This window comes from Paraglaciecola sp. QJM3NY_14 (genome assembly GCF_056173245.1).
On the sequence record NZ_CM149664.1, the window covers coordinates 4,054,893 to 4,073,134 of the forward strand.

At 44.4% G+C, this 18,242-nt stretch carries 16 protein-coding genes; 5 read left to right on the plus strand and 11 right to left on the minus strand.

Going from position 1 to position 18,242, the window contains the following annotated elements; genetic code table 11:
* Positions 1 to 647 precede the first annotated feature (647 nt).
* The 3 genes from AC0VYA_RS17375 (at position 648) to AC0VYA_RS17385 (ending at position 2,953) form a co-directional block, all read left to right on the plus strand.
* The gene (locus tag AC0VYA_RS17375; protein ID WP_475489100.1) at positions 648 to 983 is read left to right on the plus strand and encodes a type II toxin-antitoxin system RelE/ParE family toxin; all 336 of its coding nucleotides are present in this window, start codon (positions 648 to 650) and stop codon (positions 981 to 983) included.
* Positions 980 to 1,264, plus strand: coding sequence for a NadS family protein (nadS, locus tag AC0VYA_RS17380; RefSeq protein WP_011576179.1), 285 nt, complete (start codon positions 980 to 982; stop codon positions 1,262 to 1,264). The genes AC0VYA_RS17375 and nadS overlap by 4 nt, the downstream gene beginning before the upstream one ends.
* 1,086 nt (positions 1,265 to 2,350) lie before the next feature.
* A complete protein-coding gene (locus tag AC0VYA_RS17385; protein ID WP_475489101.1) occupies positions 2,351 to 2,953 on the plus strand; it encodes a thiamine biosynthesis protein ThiC in 603 nt (200 codons plus the stop codon).
* A 928-nt stretch (positions 2,954 to 3,881) separates the two neighbouring features.
* On the opposite strand, the gene AC0VYA_RS17390 is transcribed toward AC0VYA_RS17385, so the two are convergent.
* Genes AC0VYA_RS17390 through AC0VYA_RS17400 form a run of 3 tightly spaced genes read right to left on the minus strand, consistent with a single transcriptional unit; the run spans position 3,882 to position 5,641 of the window.
* A complete protein-coding gene (locus AC0VYA_RS17390; RefSeq protein ID WP_475489102.1) occupies positions 3,882 to 4,487 on the minus strand; it encodes a DUF4326 domain-containing protein in 606 nt (201 codons plus the stop codon).
* Complete coding sequence (locus AC0VYA_RS17395) at positions 4,487 to 4,927, minus strand: DUF488 domain-containing protein (RefSeq protein WP_475489103.1); 441 nt, start codon at positions 4,925 to 4,927, stop codon at positions 4,487 to 4,489. The genes AC0VYA_RS17390 and AC0VYA_RS17395 overlap by 1 nt, the downstream gene beginning before the upstream one ends.
* A gap of 12 nt (positions 4,928 to 4,939) precedes the next feature.
* On the minus strand, positions 4,940 to 5,641 hold the full coding sequence (locus AC0VYA_RS17400; RefSeq protein ID WP_475489104.1) for a dual OB domain-containing protein: 702 nt from the start codon (positions 5,639 to 5,641) through the stop codon (positions 4,940 to 4,942).
* 747 nt (positions 5,642 to 6,388) lie between these two features.
* Here AC0VYA_RS17400 and AC0VYA_RS17405 point away from each other — a divergent pair.
* On the plus strand, positions 6,389 to 7,681 hold the full coding sequence (locus tag AC0VYA_RS17405; protein WP_011576185.1) for a spinster family MFS transporter: 1,293 nt from the start codon (positions 6,389 to 6,391) through the stop codon (positions 7,679 to 7,681).
* Between the two features lie 34 nt (positions 7,682 to 7,715).
* Here the strand turns inward: AC0VYA_RS17405 and radD are convergent, their stop codons facing one another.
* The 3 genes from radD to grxB all read right to left on the minus strand — a co-directional run bounded on the left by radD (position 7,716) and on the right by grxB (position 11,589).
* Positions 7,716 to 9,509 (minus strand): DNA repair helicase RadD, encoded by a 1,794-nt coding sequence (radD, locus tag AC0VYA_RS17410; protein WP_475489105.1) that lies wholly within the window; start codon positions 9,507 to 9,509, stop codon positions 7,716 to 7,718.
* 77 nt (positions 9,510 to 9,586) lie between these two features.
* Positions 9,587 to 10,828 (minus strand): nucleoside phosphatase, encoded by a 1,242-nt coding sequence (locus tag AC0VYA_RS17415; RefSeq protein ID WP_475489106.1) that lies wholly within the window; start codon positions 10,826 to 10,828, stop codon positions 9,587 to 9,589.
* 101 nt (positions 10,829 to 10,929) lie between these two features.
* Positions 10,930 to 11,589, minus strand: coding sequence for a glutaredoxin 2 (grxB, locus tag AC0VYA_RS17420; RefSeq protein WP_475489107.1), 660 nt, complete (start codon positions 11,587 to 11,589; stop codon positions 10,930 to 10,932).
* Positions 11,590 to 11,910: 321 nt separating this feature from the next.
* Between grxB and AC0VYA_RS17425 the strand changes: the two genes are divergently transcribed.
* A complete protein-coding gene (locus AC0VYA_RS17425; RefSeq protein WP_475489108.1) occupies positions 11,911 to 13,659 on the plus strand; it encodes a gamma-glutamyltransferase family protein in 1,749 nt (582 codons plus the stop codon).
* 352 nt (positions 13,660 to 14,011) lie between these two features.
* Here the strand turns inward: AC0VYA_RS17425 and AC0VYA_RS17430 are convergent, their stop codons facing one another.
* The 5 genes from AC0VYA_RS17430 to AC0VYA_RS17450 all read right to left on the minus strand — a co-directional run bounded on the left by AC0VYA_RS17430 (position 14,012) and on the right by AC0VYA_RS17450 (position 18,078).
* Positions 14,012 to 14,290, minus strand: coding sequence for a hypothetical protein (locus AC0VYA_RS17430; protein ID WP_011576190.1), 279 nt, complete (start codon positions 14,288 to 14,290; stop codon positions 14,012 to 14,014).
* 33 nt (positions 14,291 to 14,323) lie between these two features.
* Positions 14,324 to 14,812 carry a hypothetical protein gene (locus AC0VYA_RS17435; RefSeq protein ID WP_473475745.1) on the minus strand — a complete coding sequence of 163 codons (489 nt, stop codon included), beginning with the start codon at positions 14,810 to 14,812 and terminating at the stop codon, positions 14,324 to 14,326.
* Positions 14,813 to 14,816: 4 nt separating this feature from the next.
* The gene (locus AC0VYA_RS17440) at positions 14,817 to 15,122 is read right to left on the minus strand and encodes an ElaB/YgaM/YqjD family protein (protein WP_011576192.1); all 306 of its coding nucleotides are present in this window, start codon (positions 15,120 to 15,122) and stop codon (positions 14,817 to 14,819) included.
* Positions 15,123 to 15,531: 409 nt separating this feature from the next.
* Positions 15,532 to 16,134, minus strand: coding sequence for a DUF502 domain-containing protein (locus tag AC0VYA_RS17445; protein ID WP_011576193.1), 603 nt, complete (start codon positions 16,132 to 16,134; stop codon positions 15,532 to 15,534).
* Between the two features lie 321 nt (positions 16,135 to 16,455).
* On the minus strand, positions 16,456 to 18,078 hold the full coding sequence (locus AC0VYA_RS17450) for a methyl-accepting chemotaxis protein (RefSeq protein WP_475489109.1): 1,623 nt from the start codon (positions 18,076 to 18,078) through the stop codon (positions 16,456 to 16,458).
* Between the last annotated feature and the right edge of the window lie 164 nt (positions 18,079 to 18,242).

Here is an 18,242-nt window from a genome sequence, read left to right on the forward strand (position 1 = left end):
CAGTCGTCGATGCTCTGGGTGACTTGAGTCGGTAAGTAAGGCATGCGCTTCGCTTATTTATGGCCTTCGGCCACACAGTACAGCTTCGCTGCATACACATTGCGTGTGCTAAGCAATCGCTTCGCTCACCGTCATCCATGACGTTTTTCAAGCCTCATCCATGAGGCCCGACAGACTTTTCTTCAACAGCTAAGAAAAGTACGCAAAAGAAGCCGCCTTCCAACCAATTTTTTGATCCATATTTTTGATCGACTTCAACGCCAGAACCGCGAAAGGTAACGTCCCTGTAGAGCACTTCTCTATGTAAGCTCTTCGAAAACTTATAATTCAAAACGGAGTTTAAACCCGTCGCTGGTGCCTCAGCCAGCTTCGCCATCCATGGCGAATCGTTCACCCGATAGGAGCGTTGCTCCTAAAAGCTTCGGGCTCACCCCTGTCTGGACATCTGACAAGCCAATTAAAAAGATGGAAAATTGGAGTCGTGAACCAAAGCAGCAACTGCGTCGCCAATAGAATCGGTTACGCCGCTGACTTGGGTGTACTGTTAATTCTTAGTTTTCATTACCCCATTTGATTTAGCTTTTATATTGTTTGTTTTCATCTGAAGGTGTACATTGTACACTTAAGGTTTAGCAATGGGGGATCCTGTGAGTCATGCTATTGAGTTTATTGAGACTTCGATATTTACCAAGCAGATCAGCGCTATTGCTACCGACGATGAACTCAAAGATCTTCAAGTGGAACTTATTGCCCAACCCGAAAAAGGCGATTTGATTCGAGATACTGGTGGCCTGCGCAAAATACGAATGGCTGTGGGCAATCGAGGAAAAAGTGGCAGTGCTAGGGTTATTTACTTTTTGGCTCATGTTGAAAAGATCTACTTGATTTTGGCGTATCCCAAGAGCGTTAAAAACTCCTTGAGCCAAAGTGAGAAGGCTGAGTTAAAGAGCCTTGTAAAATTATTAAAAGGGGAAGATAAATGAGTGTTTTTGATGAATTGAAAGCGTCTCTCGAAGAGGCTGTTGTTATCGAGCAAGGGCAAAGGAAAGCTGCTCGTGTGACCTCTTATGAGGTTGCAGATGTTAAAGCTATTCGTGCTCAACTAAATGTTTCTCAAATAGAATTTGCCGCAGTACTGGGCACGAGTGTCGATACCATCAAAAGCTGGGAAAAAAGACGTCGTAACCCAACAGGACTAGCAGCAAAGGTGCTAGCAACAATTAAAGACAATCCGGCGGTATATCAGGAATTAGCAAGACATTAGGAATTCGCTCTGCTTATTTATGGCCTTCGGCCACGATTCATGTGCTGCGTACACTGAGGTTACACTTCGCTAGGGCATGCGCTGCGCGCACCAAGCAATCGCGTTGCTCACTATATGCTTCGCACTCGGCATCCATGCCTTTTTTCAAACGAAATCCATTTCGTCCAACTGACTTTTCTTCAACAGCTAAGAAAAGTAAGCAAAAGAAGCCGATCTCCAGCCAATTTTTTGATCCATATTTTTAATTGTCTTCAATGCCAGAACGGCGAAAGGTAACATCCTTGTAGAGCACTTCTCTAACTAAGCTCTTCGAAAACTTATAATTCAAAACGGAGTTTAAACCCGTCCCTGGTGCCTCACCCAGCTTCGCCATCCATGGCGAATCGTTCACACGATAGGAGCGTTGCTCCTAAAAGCCTCGGGCTCACCCCTGTCTGGACATCTGACAAGCCAATTAAAAAGATGGAAAATTGGAGTCGTGAAAAAGCCAAAACATGCGCTGCGCGCACTAAAAGTCTTAGATGCTTTGGGTGACTTGAGTCGGTGGAAAAAGAAACGACTGCGTCGCCAAAACATGTGCTTCGCGCACTAAAAACAGCGGTTGTATCACTAGAATAGCTGCATTTTCGAGCTCGGGTTGAAACGAGTTAACATGGGGGTCCTGTTAACTCGCCACCTTTTAAACTCGCAAGGTGAAAGAATTGAGTAACTTTACCTGTCTTATGTTTTCCAATATAAAATCTACTTCTTAGAAGTTCTCATCTATTGGATGTATGCAAAGCTACTGCGCACATAAAGCGCTTTTTTAAGGCGTGATATCACGATAACAGCTCTGTATATCACTGTGATTTCGTAGGTTTCATATTGTAAATGAAGCATCTTGCTTCAAAAACCCACCCAGTATAGATCACCTAACAACGTTAGCGATTTGCACACTGATAATAGCATCGATACGTTATGTATCAGGCGGGTAACAAGATACGGTCATTCGCTACTCATTTGTGGTGAGCCATCAAACAGACAAGGCTAATCTAGTGACATAAAGCTATGAGAAGGCGTTCAATTTAAAATGATAAGAGGTACACAATGGAGTTTACGAACAAACGCACCATGCTAATGACAGCATCTTTAGTATTATTGGTGGCGATAACACAGATTATTTATACTGCCCTTTATGTTGCTGAAGTTGGCTTTTCAAGGCAAGTTTTATGGGGGCTAGAAGCATTAATATTCACTGTTCTTGTTGCTTTTGCCGGTGCATCTATGGTGCAGGCAAAAAACTGTCAACTAGGGTGGTCGGCTATTGCATTTAGTGCGGCTATTAACATTGTGCAGGTGAGTATTGGCCTAACTTTGTTTTCAACATTTGGCAAAGTTGCGGGTAGCGTAGAAGGGGCACAACCGTTAATTGGTGGTGTGGTGGCTTTGTCTTTCATGATTTACTATGCCGCGAAAGTATTATTGGGCTTAGCAGCACTTGTTTTTGGTATGGCAAGTATCGCTAAAGGTAGCAAAGTGATAGGCGGCGTTACAGCATTAGCGGGTGTGGTTGCTATGTTTGCTAATGGCATATTAATTACCTTTAGCCGTGATGGCTTTCTTCCCTCAGGCGTTGCTGGTGGTTCAGGTGTAGTAGCAACGTTACTTTTAGCAATATGCTTGATAAGTCTTTACCGTAAGGAAGATTAAGGCTGACTGTCTAACCACTAAAAGTCTTTTTAAAGAAACAATAAACATCGGTACATAGCGTATGTGCCGATGTTTTTGTATGTAGTAAATTATGTGGCGTCAAACCAGAGCCGTTTAAGTATTAGGCAAAGGAATTTCAGACACACCGGCTCTTATTTGTGGCCTTCGGCCACGAAGCACAGCTTCGCTGCATACACACTGCGCGTGCCAAGCAATCGCGTTGCTCACCATGCGCTTCGCTTATTTATGACCTTCGGCCACTATTCATGTGCTACGCACACCAAGCAATCGCTTCGCTCACTATATGCTTCGCACTCGGCGTCCATGCCTTTTTTCAAACGAAATCCATTTCGTCCAACTGACTTTTCTTCAACAGCTAAGAAAAGTAAGCAAAAGAAGCCGATCTCCAACCAATTTTTTGATCCATATTTTTAATTGTCTTCAATGCCAGAAAGGCGAAAGGTAACATCCTTTTAAAACACTTCTCTAACTAAGCTCTTCGAAGACTTATAATTCAAAACGTAGTTTAAACCCGTCCCTGGTGCCTCACCCAGCTTCGCCATCCATGACGAATCGTTCACCCGATAGGAGCGTTGCTCCTAAAAGCCTCGGGCTCACCCCTGTCTGGACATCTGACAAGCCAATTAAAAAGATGGAAAATTGGAGTCGTGAAAAAGCCAAAACATGCGCTACGCGCACTAAGAATCCGAGATGCTTGGGGTGACTTGAGTCTGCGGAAAAAGAAAAAAAAGCAACGGCTACGCCGCTTAGAAAGCGGCGTTTTCAAGTGCGGATTTAAAACGAATTATCATGGGTGTCTTGTTAATTCTTAATTCGCCGCTAGGAAAGCGGCGTTTTCGAGCTCGGATTTGAAATGAATTACCATGGGTGTCCTGTTAATTAGTGCTTTAGTTAATTTTTTAAGCGTCTATTTTCCGTCATCCCATGAATTTAGAAAGTCAGCGAGAACATCACCATGACAGGCTTGTGGCTTACAAAAACAGCCAAGTCGCCTTCCGGCTAACTTATACACTTCAGACTTTTCCTTATTTGGGAATTTCTCATAGTCAAAGTCATACTTGTATTTTCGTATAACTTCTTCACGATCATCCCCTTCGTCATACATCGAGTAGGGGTTTCCCCAATATGATCCCCTACCGATATACTCATATTTCGGTGTGCTTTTCTTTGACTTGTATTCGGTTTCAGTTTTGATATTTATAACGCGTGTTATCGGAATTCCAATAACCCTCAATGGTTTTCCGCTTTCTTTTAATTGTGCTGTTTCTTCTGTGAACTCTTCGCCATCGTCAAAAACAATAGCGTGCGTTATATCGTTAGGAGTCCAGCTAGAAAACTCCTTAATTTTGATTTTCTCAGATGCTTCATTACAGAGCTTTGCAATTAAATCATTTGGATCAGATGGATACACTAATGTCGCTTCGCCAAGGCTCGAGGTGATTTTCATAACTTTTCTCGAGAACTTCGAATAGCAGTTAAAGAGTTTTGGATAAAGAATTAATACAATAGCCATTAGTATAAATGCTTAACCTTTAAATCTAAGTCTGTATGTTGATTAAGATATTCAACTACAAGTCTTCTATGGCAAAGGTGCGGCTCATGCTCACTACATAACAAACAACCGTGATCAAGTAGAGCTGGTTTCACCGACCGTTCAATATTTCTCTGCGACATGAGATTAAGAAATTTATCTTCGTAGGTCTCCCACGTCATTTCACCTTTCTTGTAAGCGCTCAATATATCCTTGGTAGGCGCCATCTCTGGGGTGTGTACATATTCGGCTCCGCAGAGCTCTTTCAGAAAAAATTTGAGATCATCCCTTTTAGCAAAACCAGCTAATTGAGAAACATTGTTGAGTCGAACATCTAGCAATGTATTGATATTTGAAGTCTTAATAAAATCAAAAAATGTCTCAGCATTTTTTTTAGTAAAACCAATAGTATATATATCCACGTTGTAGTCCTTCTAAAATATTGTTGCTACCAACTTATAACAGTTACCTTCAAACTCTTCCCCAAGGCTAATGCACAATATGCTCTGTAATTCACTTGGATCTTTTATCAAAACATCGAAGTTTGGATCTGTTACAGCTAGGTCATATGGATTCCCACTGTAGATAAAACTAGCACGCCTCTTTTCATAATTATTTAGGTATAAGTCTAAATTGCTAACTTTAACCAGGTAGAGAGACTGAACAATCTGAATATCATTATGTTGAATCATTCTATAGTCAACTCTATCTGTTACTCCCCAGAGATTATCGGGGAAATCAAGATATCGAGACAACTCTGTCTTTTCTATTTTATAGTTTTGTTGCCAAATAGAATCATCTATTAAGTAGTTTTCAGGCTGATTTATTAGTGGAGCATGACACTCCAACCCAATAGTTACCTTCTGTAGTGGTTTGACATTAAAGTTTCCATGTGGATTCTGACACTTTGCTTGCTCATGGGACAACTCCTTCCCCGCTGTATCTGAAACTGGGCGCACCCATTGAGATCCATCTATCAACTTTCCTGCTACGCAGTGCTGATGATGTTTTAAAGAATTTGCTAAAATGACAATTTGATGTTTACTCATTATCTTTCCTTGATTTGAAATAATCTGGCGCTTAACAATATTAATATCCGGAATTTTCCCCTTTTCCACATCTGTCTTTTTTAGCATACACCGTAACTTGTTGTACAGGTTAAATTTTTTCCATTTCTTAAACTCGTTGTTGTAGAAACACGGAAAACTTCCATGATCTTGCTGTTTACTGGAAATAGCGACGAACCTGCGCAAAAAACTGTCTTAAGTAATGCTCTTCATACTTAGTTCTTATCGTTCAGCGAAGCGTAAACTTAGTGCGCGAAGAGCATGCTTTGGCTTTTCCACGACTCCAATTTTCCATCTTTTTAATTGGCTTGTCAGATGTCCAGACAGGGACGTCTGGACAAGGCGAATTGCTTTACATGGATGTTTCCTTTCGCTGGTCTGACATTGAAGTCGATTAAAAATATGGATCATAAAATTGGTTGGAGATCGGCTTCTTTTGCTTACTTTTCTTAGCTGTTGAAGAAAAGTCAGTTGGACGAAATGGATTTCGTTTGAAAAAAGGCATGGATGCCGGTGAGCGCAGCGCATGCCCAACGCGCAGCGTAATCTCAGTGTGCGCAGCACATAAATAAACGAAGTGCATGCACCTTAAAAACAAAACCCCCTGGGTATAATTGTTTATTCATAATAAAAATAGATGCTGAGGCTTCAAGTTGTAACCACCCAGTAACCGCATTGTTACTGACTTGTAAAGAATGTGGCGTTTTGTGTGGTGCCCAGTGAGCACCCTCACGCCCATTGCTGATGCTTGAGCGGATAATATTTAGTCGGCATACTCGATTTTCCTATTAGCCAATACTCTTTTGAGAATGTTCTATGAATGCGGAAACACGCAGTTATCGACGCTATGTCCTGTTTATTCTTACCTTGGTTTATATCTTCAATTTTGTTGATCGCCAAATTTTGGTCATCCTGCAAGAACCGATTAAAGCGGAGCTGGGGTTATCTGATACCCAGCTAGGTCTATTAACTGGTTTTGCGTTTGCTTTGTTCTATGTGGTGGTGGGTATTCCTATCGCTCGCTGGGCTGATGTGGGTAATCGGCGCAATATTGTCAGCTTAGCCCTAGTCGTATGGAGCGGTATGACCGCGGTGTCAGGCTTGGCGCAAAACTATACCCAATTACTACTGGCCCGTATTGGCGTCGGCATTGGCGAAGCTGGTGCGAGCCCGCCTTCTCATTCAATGATTTCAGATTACTATGCGCCTGAAGAACGCGGTGCGGCCATGTCTATTTACAGCATGGGCTTGTATCTGGGGATTTTGGTGGGCTTGCTGTTAGGCGGCTGGTTGGCAGATAAAATCGGATGGCGTATGGCGTTTTTTGCCGTGGGCTTGCCCGGTATATTAATGGCCGTTGTCGTGCGCTTAACCTTAAAAGAGCCCCCCCGAGGCGGTTCAGGCATGGTCTCTGACCCGAACGTGGGCGAAAAGTACACCTTTAAGCAAACATTGGGGTTCTTGTGGAAGTCTAAACCGTTTCGTAAAGCGGCCTTTGCTGCCGGTTTCTGTGCGTTTACCGGTTACTCTACCTTAACCTTTATCCCTTCGTTCTTAATTCGTAGTCACGGTATGAGCATCGCGGAAGTGGGCGTTTCTCTTGGCCTTATTATTGGTTTCTCTGGCGTCATTGGTGCACTCAGCGGCGGCTTTCTAGCCGACAAATTCGGCAAGATGAATTTGCGTTGGTACATGTGGGTACCCGCCATTGGCGTGCTGCTTTCTGTGCCCTTTAGTCTACTGGCATTGAGCCTGGACTCGTTGACCTTGGTGTTGGTGTGCATCTTTATCAGCAATGTATTTGGCTCTTGTTACCTTGGCCCCACGATTGCGATTTCCCATCATTTGGTCAAACCGTCGATGCGTGCAACAACCTCGGCAATCTTGTTCTTTATTCTCAACATTGTCGGTTTGGGTTGTGGCCCTGTTGTCACCGGCGTAGTCAGCGACTATTTTGCCCCTGAATACGGTAGTGAATCACTGCGTTATGCATTGGTTTTCTCTAGTTTGGTGATTTTACTGGCGGTAGTGCAATACATTCGCAGCGGCTCCGCGTTATCAGCCCATGAAGCGGCTAAACCATCGCCGAAGGAACCTGCTTCAGTTTAAATGCTAGCGCCTGTGGCTAGCGCAAAAAAGTGCGCTAGCCAAGGGCATTGGCCTTGCGATATGGCCCTTGGTAATCAAATAATCGTTCGGTGACTTGCCAGTGGTGTTTTTGCTTTTTGGCGATCACAAAGTCAGGTGTTGGTAGATAGGGCAAAAACGGCTGCAACTCTTCAATGGATTCGAAATGAATTGACTGGGTGGCGCTGGCTAATCTTCGGGCGAATAAATCATTAAAGCGTTGTCGCGCTTTTTTATAATTGAAGCGAAAGGTTTCTGATAGTGTTAGACCATCTTCATCGTGGTAGGTGATTTTTATGCTCTTGTCCGCCTGGTTGATCACAGGCGTTATGGCGGCGCAGCGTAGCACTTTATTATTATTTAAATTTAACGCCTTTCTTAGTATGTCGTCAGGGTCGATGAGCTTCTCATTGCAGTGATGGCATTGCCTGGCAGCAATGTCGTTCTCCTGATTGCAATAGGGGCAGTGTTTAAAGCGAAAGCGATAGCTGCATTGCATTGTGAGTTGTGGGCCATCGACGGTGTTTGGGCTATCAGTGGTGTCAGGGCTTTCAATCAAGCCTTGGCAGCGGCGACCAAAATGCTCAAGTATGTGACCCTCTGCGTCTTTTCTCCCCCAAAATGCATTAGCAAAACCGCATTGTGGGCAATGTACTTGCACGGCAACAGAATCTGGCGTGGGCTTTTTTTCGCCAATTTCAGGCTGAAAAATATCGTAACCATTATTGGTGTAATCCAACACTAAGCAGTCTTTTTTGCCTGGGCTTAGGCGCAAGCCGCGCCCGACAATTTGTTGAAATAAACTGATCGATTGTGTGGGCCGCAAAATGGCAATCACGTCTACGTGGGGCGCATCAAAGCCTGTGGTTAATACAGATACATTCACTAAGTACTTAATGTGTTTAGCTTTAAAGGCAGCGATGAGCGTGTCACGTTGCTTTATTTTCGTGGTGCCGGTGATTAAGGCGGTTTGCTGTGGGGGTAAGTAACCGCAAATTTCTTTTGCGTGATCGATAGTGGCGGCAAAAATCATGACGCCTTGGCGGTCCTGACTAAGCTGTAGTATTTGCTCGGTCACGGCCTTAGTCACTCTCGGGTGTTTATCAATGAGTTCATTTAAGGCGATATCATCGGTATTTTGCTCGCCGTCCAAACTTTCTGTTAGCAAACTAAAATCATAATGAGCAACGGCGGCATCATAATGAATGGGCGGCGTTAAATAATGGTTTTTGACCATGTACTGCAAAGGAAGCTCAAAAATACATTTTTTGAAAAAAAATTGGGCTGCGGGCCGTGTATAACCGTGGTAGTGATGCTGATAAATCCAACCACTGCCTAGTCGATAAGGAGTAGCGGTTAAGCCAAGCATTTTTACCTTTGGATTTAAACGGCGAAAATGTTCCAGGGTTTTATTGTACTGAGCGCTGTCTTCTAGCCCTACTCGGTGACATTCATCAATAATCATTAAGCTAGCAGGAGCGTCAAAAGCCTCTAAGTTTGCAGACAGCGACTGAATACTAGCGAAGGTCGTTTTTAGGTTGCTGTCTTTTTGGCCTAAGCCAGCTGAAAAGAGTCCTGCCGGCGAGCCGGTAGCAAGAAACTTAGCGTGATTTTGCTCCACTAACTCTTTGACATGAGCAAGGCAGATAACACGGCCTTTTGCTAATCGACTCAACTCGGCAATAACCAAACTTTTGCCTGCCCCCGTCGGCAATACGATCACGGCGGGGTCATCGCTTTGCCGAAAATGCGCTAGGGCGGCATCAACCGCTTGCGTTTGGTAATCACGTAATATGAATGCTTGGCTCATCAAATTTGAAAATCGAGTCTAGGTTGCGATGGATCTTATCAAAAATAAAGAAGATGCGGCGCATGGTTTATGCTTTATCAGTGACGTAAGCAGCCAGACGCCATCCAGCGACACACCGGCGGCGTCGCTACGTCCGCTAAGCAGTTTTCGATTTCACACAATACAGCGCCTCGTGTCCAGCTCACATCTTTTATAGTGGTTTGAGCTGGCGAAATATTAAGGGTCTGCAAATATTTATCTAAATAAATCGGGATAAAACAGGCTGTTTGCGCTTTATAGCATGCATGACTTTTATTGAAACAGCATTGGTTGATGTCTGTTTCTTTTTTATAGTTAAATGCTCCGGTTAACGTCCATTTAGGGATGTTTTTCTGAGGATCCGGTAGCGTATTCGTTGCTCCTTTTGACCTTGCTGTCCCTTTTTTTCTAGGCCATGAGTAATTATATGGGTCTTTTATCTCTGAGCGAGTACCGTCAATAGTAAGTAAAATATCATCAGCACAATCCGCGACACTCCACTCTTTTTGCGTCGCCCCTATCCCAAAAGCACAATTTTTAGGCACCGGATCAATAACCGGAGAGGTCAGTGACTTAGGGGCTTCATCTTGCCCCAAGCCCAGATACGAATAACTGTATATCTGTATGGGTTTGCCATTTAACCTCACTTTCTTAACCGCATCATCAGCAAGTGAGCAATCTGGGCACGCAAACGTCACCTGTGATGAGGCGCCGCCCATATCAACAATCCCAAAATCGGTTGCGATATATGTGTCTTGCACACTTAACCAAGCAAACAATCCCTCTTCGAATCCAGTGACTGTTTTCGTTTCAATTAACACCTCTGAGCCAAATTTTTCAGCTAACTTTTGCGTTAAGGTTTGCCACATGATGAGGCTACCTTCGGGATTAGATTGTTCCGCAATACGCATACCAGCCGTGGCATATATTCTTGCTGATACAACATTGCATTGATTCACCCAGTCGAATCCTACCCATCGGGGTTTCCCTTTATGTAGGTCGCCATCACTTTTGATTAAATCTAATGTACTGATAACGTCACTCACAATGCTATCGATATCCGTCACTTGGCTTTCGTTAATGCCGCGCAATGGGTCGGCAATAGCCCGCACTTTTGGGCCACTATGGGCAATTAAATTTGTACCTGATTCTTCGTATACAAACAAACGCGTGCCGCTACTACCGGCATCGTAGATGATGTGACAGATATTTTTTGGGGAGGCCATTGGCATATTGAAGCAGCTACTCAAAGCCAAAAGACTCAGTGCGAACAGCGCGGCCTTGGATATTACATGATGCAAAAAATAATCCTCTTACCAATAAGGTTTTTATATGAAGTATCAGAAGCGCTGAGCTAGATGTTGTATGGCGCTTTGTTAGTGCGCCGCGCTATTACGTTCTTTTATTGCGCGACATCGTAAAACAGAGGAATTTTACAGGTTGTTGAAAAGTAATCTAGATAGGCGCCTACTTTTGGCGGTATTGTTAGCCCTTTAATTAAGGTGATGCCCCGTAATCGGCCAAATAAGGTTATATCGTCAATAGAAAGCTGCTCATTCACACCTGTTTCGCTGTGTAACATGTGCGCCAACTCCCCTAACTTATCTTCAAATGCTTTGATGAGTGATTTGCTATTGGCCAATGCCTCAGCAAAAGAGCCAAGTTCCTTGGTTTTTTTGTGAGTGAAATAATCTATCGCACTTTGTGTTTGAAACTCCTTCACTGGTGAGGTTACCCACCTTGGGTAAAGTAGTTGCTTCATTAATAAGTTGACGTCTTTCAACCAAGCCGATAGGTCTGCTCGATTCGCTGAGGGTGAAAATATCGGGCTGCCGTCAAGTTGGTCAATATAGCTGACTATATCCATGCTTTCAGGCATAAAGCTACCATCAGGCTTTTTCAAAATTGGGCAGGCTTTAACCCCTATCATGGCTATCGGTGTTGCTTCATCGTCGCTAGGTAACACGGTTAGTTCGACAGATACGTTTTTCATAGCAAAAGGCATACGTGCCATAACACAGTATGGGCAATGGTCGTAAATATATAAGTGCATAATCGACATAATAAAATGATTCCTTAAGTCTAAATGAGCTGACATTATCCTGAACTCCAGCATAAGACAAATCGACAATGCGAAAGGCGTTTTTTGCTGCTCATGTCCAAAATTAAACGCTTATTTGTGTGTTCAGGGATTAATTAGGTTTGATTTTTGTAAGCCCATTGTCAGCAAGGGCTTTTTTGTGATAGAAAAATACTGGGTGATACATCTTATGAGTATCGCCTTTTGGGTGTACTGCGCATTTTGAAACGTTTCAAAAGTGATTCTCGCCTCTTTAATTTCACTATCATTTGTCTATCAAATTTTAACTATCGGGAACAATCAATGAAGTTTCATATACTCGCCTTCGGGGTGTTATCCGTCAGCCTTTGGGGTTGTAGTTCAGCGGAGAACCAAACAGAATTAAAAGCAGCACTGCCTCAACAGCAGGCCATGGTGGTCACTGCTAACCCCCACGCTACAGCCGCAGGATTAGAAGTATTGCGCGCTGGTGGTTCAGCGGTCGACGCGGCTATCGCCATTGAATCAGTATTGAGTCTTGTTGAGCCGCAAAGCTCTGGCTTAGCTGGCGGTGCATTTATGGTGCATTACGACAACGAAACAAAATCAATCGCAGTTTACGATGGCCGTGAGAGTGCACCAAGTGGTGCTAAGCCTGATATGTTCATGCTTGAAAACGGCGATTCAATGTCGTATATCGATGCAAAAACTAGCGGCTTATCCACCGGCGTACCTGGCATCGTCGCCATGTTATCCATGGCCCATAAAGACCAAGGTACCTTAGAGTGGAGTAGCTTGTTCAGCTATGCCAGTAAACTCGCTACCGATGGTTTTGAAATATCTCCTCGATTGCACGGCATGCTCGAACGATTTGGTAAATATATCCCCAGCTCCCGTGACCAAGGCCCGTTAGATGCGCATAATTATTTTTTTGATGACGCCGGCCAGCCTCATCCAACGGGTTATTTATTGAAAAACCCTGAGTACGCGAAAACACTAGCGATCATCGCTAATGACCCAAGCGACTTTTACCACGGTGATATTGCTAAAAAGATTGCTGCCATGGTGCAGCAGCAGCCAAGAGCGGGCTCGTTAACGGCTGAAGATATCGCAGCTTATCAGCCGGTTAAGCGCACCGCACTGTGTCAGGATTACCGTGATACGCAAATTTGTGGCGCACCGCCACCGTCTTCATGGTTGGCTGTAGGCATGATCATGGGTATTTTAGAAAACGGCCCGCGCCCGAGTGCTGCTGGCCCCACAGATCCGAAAAATTGGGCTGTTTTGGCTCAAGCTCAACAGTTGGCCTATGCCGACAGAGACCAATTTATTGCCGACCCTAACTTTATCGATATGCCCATAACCGGCATGTTGAATAAAGCATATTTGGCAAAACGAGCCACCTTGATCTCTGATAAGGCAACCCCTGAGACTTACGCAGTAGGCGACCCTTGGGCGTATAACGACACACCCAGAAATACAACAGCCGGTATTGACGCGACCCGAGATGTGCACGGCACGACCCACTTTGTCATTGTGGATACTAAAGGCGATGTGGTGTCTATGACGGCAACCGTTGAAAGTATCTTCGGTACCACGCGCATGGTAGGCGGTATGTTTTTAAACAATCAGTTAACGGATTTCTCGTTTCAGCACCATGATAAGAACGGCAATGCTATCGTCAATGCTGTAGCGGCAAATAAACGCCCGCGCTCATCTATGTCACCTTCCATCGTGCTGGACAAAAACGGCGAGTTTTTGTTAGCAACCGGCTCTCCTGGCGGCAACAACATTATCGCTTACACAGTGAAAACCTTGGTTGGCGTGTTCGAGTGGGGCCTAAGTCCACAAGCCGCAGTTGACTTACCAAACATGGTTGCCAGAGGCAAAACCGTGCGTTTAGAAAAAGACGTTGCGCCCGATTCACTCATCTCAGCCATGAAAGACATGGGCTTCGACGTTGATGCATCAAAAGGTGAGAATTCAGGTTTAAGTGTGATTATGCGCCAGCCTGATGGCAGCCTAGAAGGTGCAGCAGATAAGCGCAGAGAAGGCGTAATCGGCTCACTTTAAAACGAGTAAGCAGAACTTTCATATAACAACGGCGGCCAATTTGAGCCGCCGTTTTCGTTTAACGCTTTCAAGCTTCGCATGCCCTCAGCTGCTCTTGCCCCACACAGAAGTCTAGCCACGTTAGCTTGTTAGATAGGAAGTGATGTTATCTATTATGGTATGGGTTCCAATCCGGCCGTGCACTTGACGTCGGCTGTTTAAAATATTGGAGGTGAACTGTTCTACGTTGGAGCTGGCTCGCCCACTAATCGTGATGGCAAGCCAGCTCACACAAGGAATAAAAAAGGAGTCACCGAAAAGCGGCAGAGGAATATTGCCTTAGGTGAGTTGAGTGACTCCTAAAAAACTGTTTTTAAGCCAGATTAACTAGGCTAACGATGCGCATTATCAGTGGCACCGATGCGGGCTTAGAGCCTGTCATGCCCACTGCAGCACCTGCAGCAAATGCCCCTACAGGTGTTAATGGCAATCTACAAAATTCTTTGGTCGCACTAGCAACCTGTTCCTTTCGCGCTAAAATCATCTGTTGATTTTCAAACGCATCTGACGTTGCTCTTTCAACATCTGTTAACCGTCGACCTAATAAGAGTCGGCTGATAGAGTGACCAAAATTACTGTCAGTTGACATCATCTGCCTCCTTGAGCGTCCCTATCTAGGTCGCGATTAATGCTGAAAATGGTGCTTAGTATTCATACTTTGAGCCGCTTTACTGTCATCTGACTTAGCCTTTGAAGCCTTCGTGCCTGACAATGTCAATGCGTCCCATGCCCGGGATAAACTCACGTGCTTAAGCAGCGCTTTAATGGTCATTACTATGCCAAAGGCTACCGCGGCATTGAGTAGAATCACGCCGCTGCCCACCCACACCCAATGCACATTGAGTTGGATAAGCCCCAGCGCCAACATAGCGTTTAAAGTGATCCACAAGGTTGCACTGACTGCCGTTAGTAGCAGCACACCAATCAACACCAACACCATGGCTCGGGCAGAGAGTTTCCACTCACGCCCGGCTAAGGTCTTGGCTAACGATAGCTGTCGCTGGTAGCGTTTGCCTGCATCCGTAGCGGCCCCGATAATTTCCTTTATAAGTTCACCGTGCTGTTGGCTGTCTTCTTCAGCAGTGCGAGGCTTATCCGGGTTAGGCATGTCCATTCGCTTAGCGCTTACGCAACAGCGAAGTGATTAGCATACCGGCGGTAAACGCAATGCCTACGGTGGCAATTGGGTTTTCAGTAGCGAATTTACGCACTTGTGAACCGTTCCACTGCTTGACCATTTTCTCTTGCGCTTCACCCAGAGATTCTGCAGAGCGCTGCGCTGTGTCACGCACAGAACGTTCCGCTTTAGACGCTTTATCTGCTACTGCATCTACAGAGTCGTGCAATGCTTCTTGCGCTTTTTTCGAAACTGGCGAATCCGTTTTTGAGTTAGTATTCGCTGTCGTTGTTTTTGCATTTTCCATGATTTTCCCCTTACGTTGTTAGGTCGTTTAACCGAGTGGCTAAGTTCACACCTTTGGGTTTAGGTTAACGTTTTGCGCTGTGCCTAAATCCAATGAGAAGGTTCTCGCAAATGCATAGGTGTTTATTTGCATCCTTGACTAAGTGAAAGCAATGGCTGTGCCAGCGCGGTAAATAATAAGAAAAACCATATATGGCAATGAGTTACAATAAATGGTGTATCACCAGCGCAGCCGCGCCTTTCAGAACTGTGGGAAATTATTGCATCGGGTGTGCAATTCTTACGGGGGCTGGAAGCAGAGAGGTTTATTTACCTAAAAATGGCTAAAATTGACATGAAATGCCTGCTTTTACAGACACTCCGTTAACCACCCAAACCTTTAGTACAAAAAGTAACCAGTAGAGATGTCATTATTGAGGGAGTTTTTGCTTTTTAAATCCGTTTTCGTTCTTGGATTGGCTGCCACCCGTGAGCGCAATACGCATAGCAGTTTCTACGTCTATATCCAGTGGGGTTACTTTAGTTTTGTCTATATATAAGGTATAGCCACCTATTTGGTAACTAAGAGGAATGTAAACGCCGACTTTTTGCGCATCGTTAAATAACGTTTTTCCACCTTCGGCATTGGTCACAAAACCAATTAAATCAATACTGTCGCTAATTTGTACCGACACAACGCTTTGCATCTTTTGTTGCTTACCCACATTGATTAGGTTTACGGCATCTTGAATGGCGCCATAAAAAGTTTTTACTAATGGAATGCGCTCGAAAACACGCTCGCCCCAATGCAGTAGTACTTTAACCACATAAGCGTTGACTAATAACCCTGCAAAAAACAACAACACAATGCCTGTCACTAACCCCATGCCTGGGAAGTACCATTGAGCAGGTATGATCGGCGTTAACGCCAACTCCACGGTTGTTACCAGCCAATACAATGCATAAACAGTCAACGTAATAGGCACCACAGCTAACAAGCCTTGGACGACCAGTAGCATAATTTTTTTGAGCATAAGTGGGTCTCGAGAAGAAAATGAAGCAGCCTAGGGTAATATAAAAGCTGCATGCGTTATTTGATTTACTTAAATTTTATCACGTTTTTAAAGTGAATAGAGGATCACCCACCAATTGCATTTCGAGGTAATAATACCCATCCGCATTAATCAGTGCCCGTCTCAGAATGCGTCCAGCGGTTTTTGATTAAGCCGTCACTGTGTCGTAATGGTTGTTCCCTTTCAAATAGAGAGAACGCAGAGCAAAGTCGCTGGGGCATTCCCTCGTGATTTATCGGCTCAAGGCTGTGTATTGGCTCAAGGCTGCTTTTAAGCTTAGGGCTATTGAACGAACTTCTTAATGATGCCAGCCATCCGATCTTTGACATCCATCAAGGTCAGGTTATCTTCGTCGCACGATTGGGCATGCTCACCGTTGAGTTTCGCTATTTGGCTTAGCTCATTCAAATGGCGCAGTATGTCTTGTGTCACGATGCTTTGTTGGGCAATCGCCTCAACGATATGTTGATTCACTGCTGCAATATCTTCAATTGCGTTGGTCACTCCTTTCAAATTACCATCGGCTTCAAGCACCTTATCAACACTGAATTTTGTTTGGTCTTGCCCTTGGCTAATCGCGTTTACCGCATCACTGGTGCCTTGCTGCACATTTGCGATCATTTGCTGAATTTCTTCTGTAGATTGCTGAGTTTTAGCCGCAAGTGTACGGACCTCATCGGCCACGACAGCGAAGCCACGACCATGCTCCCCAGCTCGTGCGGCTTCTATGGCAGCATTAAGGGCTAATAAGTTGGTTTGCTCAGCAATGCCTTGAATAACGTCTAATACGGTACCTATTTTTCGCGCGTCTTCGTTTAACGCTGAAATCACTTTTGCGGTGTCTTCAATCTGCTTAGACGAGCCAGAAATGGTCTCAATGGTTTGCTGCATAACATCAATACTGGTGACCGCTGAGCGACTCGCTGTTGTCGCTGAATCTGCGGCGTGATGAACATGCTGCTCAATAACTTGCGCCACTTGCGACAGTTGATCCACCGCTTCTTGCACACTGGCCGTGCCGTGATTTTGCTCCGTAACCCCCTGGCTGATGGCGCCAGCGCTGTCGACTAAACTAAAACAGACTCTGTCTAAATCTTGTTGTGTTGCGCCAAGCCCTGAATGGATCTCCAACAGGTCTACGCGCAATGTTTCTACTGACTGAGCCATTTGGCCAATTTCATCTTGGCGTGCAAACATTAAAGGAGATGCAAGGCGGCCTTGACTAACATCATGAATATGCTCACTTAATTTACGTAAAGGCGAAGTCACTAATGCTTTTAAACTCCACAACAGTAGGGCGAAGCCAAGCACTATGGTTGAAATTAAACTGACACTTCCCCACCATAAAGAGCGCCTTACTTGGCTATTCTTGGATTGGTTTTGCGATATTACTTGGCTGCTTATTTGCGCACTGAGGGTTTCAAGCAATTTAGTCGGTGCTCGGTCAATACCTGCCACAGCTTTATCGCCAACGTATGGGTCATAACCTGCATTAATAAAGGCTTGATAGCCCAGCTGGTATTTGTCGTATAGGGTTGAATGCACTGAAGCAAAGTCGTTTAGCTGCTCGCGCACTTGTGGACTGACATCTATGCTCTTCAAGGTATTCAGCTGCTGCTCAATTTCTTTGTGCCGTGCACTGAAGCTATTCCAATATTTTTCACGTTTTTGGCTATCTTTCCCCCTCAGAAGTACGTTTTTCCACTCTTGCACTTGTCGTTTAAAAGTGAGGTTCACCGTATCAATTAACAGCGCTGCTTTTACTTCTCGCTCCAGTAAGTCGCTATATTGGTCTACATGAGAACTAAGATTGTTGATAGTCAGTGCAGCGATGAGGCCAAGTACAGCCACAAAAACCATCAATACACCCATTACTTTTGAACTGAGTTTTTTTATATTAACCAACGTCTTGCCCTGTTTTTATAGCCAAAGGTTATTCCACTTAGTCTATGCTTATTCAATATTATTATTGTTTGCGCTGAGTTTACCCCAGTACAAACTATTTTCATCTTTCACTATATATCGTCATTATTAATGATTTGATGAGTGTGTAAATTCCATCACACGCT

Coding starts and splice junctions, on each gene's coding strand:
- AC0VYA_RS17440 (WP_011576192.1), bottom strand. CDS start 15,122: ATGGAAAATGCAAAAACAACGACAGCGAATACTAACTCAAAAACGGAT.
- AC0VYA_RS17425 (WP_475489108.1), top strand. CDS start 11,911: ATGAAGTTTCATATACTCGCCTTCGGGGTGTTATCCGTCAGCCTTTGG.
- AC0VYA_RS17430 (WP_011576190.1), bottom strand. CDS start 14,290: ATGATGTCAACTGACAGTAATTTTGGTCACTCTATCAGCCGACTCTTA.
- AC0VYA_RS17445 (WP_011576193.1), bottom strand. CDS start 16,134: ATGCTCAAAAAAATTATGCTACTGGTCGTCCAAGGCTTGTTAGCTGTG.
- grxB (WP_475489107.1), bottom strand. CDS start 11,589: ATGTCGATTATGCACTTATATATTTACGACCATTGCCCATACTGTGTT.
- AC0VYA_RS17435 (WP_473475745.1), bottom strand. CDS start 14,812: ATGGACATGCCTAACCCGGATAAGCCTCGCACTGCTGAAGAAGACAGC.
- AC0VYA_RS17390 (WP_475489102.1), bottom strand. CDS start 4,487: ATGGCTATTGTATTAATTCTTTATCCAAAACTCTTTAACTGCTATTCG.
- AC0VYA_RS17405 (WP_011576185.1), top strand. CDS start 6,389: ATGAATGCGGAAACACGCAGTTATCGACGCTATGTCCTGTTTATTCTT.
- radD (WP_475489105.1), bottom strand. CDS start 9,509: ATGAGCCAAGCATTCATATTACGTGATTACCAAACGCAAGCGGTTGAT.
- AC0VYA_RS17400 (WP_475489104.1), bottom strand. CDS start 5,641: ATGCTAAAAAAGACAGATGTGGAAAAGGGGAAAATTCCGGATATTAAT.
- AC0VYA_RS17385 (WP_475489101.1), top strand. CDS start 2,351: ATGGAGTTTACGAACAAACGCACCATGCTAATGACAGCATCTTTAGTA.
- nadS (WP_011576179.1), top strand. CDS start 980: ATGAGTGTTTTTGATGAATTGAAAGCGTCTCTCGAAGAGGCTGTTGTT.